The organism is Proteus sp. fly-1067 (assembly GCF_040139345.1).
Lineage (GTDB): Bacteria > Pseudomonadota > Gammaproteobacteria > Enterobacterales > Enterobacteriaceae > Proteus > Proteus vulgaris_B.
Genome location: NZ_JBEEUL010000078.1, coordinates 1 through 765 on the forward strand (window position 1 = coordinate 1; position 765 = coordinate 765).

Sequence of the window (765 nt, forward strand, 5' to 3'; positions counted from 1 at the left end):
GAGTAATAAACGTGCTAAGGTGCTTTTCCCTGAACCCGATGTCCCAACAATCCCTAATGTTTCACCTGAACGAATGGATAAATTAAAATCTTGAAGAATATACGGCATATTGGGTTGATAGCGAAAACAGATATTACGTAACTGGATATATCCTTTTAAGGATTTACGCTCTCCATGTTTAGTCTGCTCTGTTGGTAAATTAATTATTTGAGCTAACTTCTCAATAGCCACTTTTGTTCTTATGTAATCTCCCCAAAGTTTGACCAATTTTACTAGTGGTTGGCTGGCATGGTTGACCATCATGTGGAAAGCAATAAATTGCCCAATGGTCAGTTGTAAAGCCAATACTTCCGATGCACCAACCCATAAAATAACCGCACTGGTTAATTTCTCAATTACCATCACAAGGTGTTCTGATCGAGAACTCACTTGCCCTGCAACAAAAGTGGTGTGGCTCATATCTGAAGTTTGCTTATCCCATCGGCGAGTAAAATTTGGCTCTACAGATAAGCTTTTTGCTGTTTCAATACCATTAATGCTTTCTGTTAAAAAAGATGTATTGATTGCAATATTCGCAAACTGTTCATGAGCAGCGGCTTCAATTTTAGGGGTTAGCCACCAAGCAACGAGTAAATAAAGCGGAATAGAGCAGAGAAAGATCAGAGTGAGCGTTGAAGAAAGTAGGCTCATCACATAGATAAATACAAACAGAAATAGTACACCAACACATAATGTAAAAAAGCTCCCCGTTAGAAACTCACGAAT

1 protein-coding gene is annotated in these 765 nt (G+C 38.6%); it reads right to left on the reverse strand.

What is annotated here, in order from left to right:
• The coding region (locus ABN217_RS19215) for an ABC transporter transmembrane domain-containing protein (protein WP_349459852.1) at positions 1-765 on the reverse strand (765 nt) is incomplete at both ends.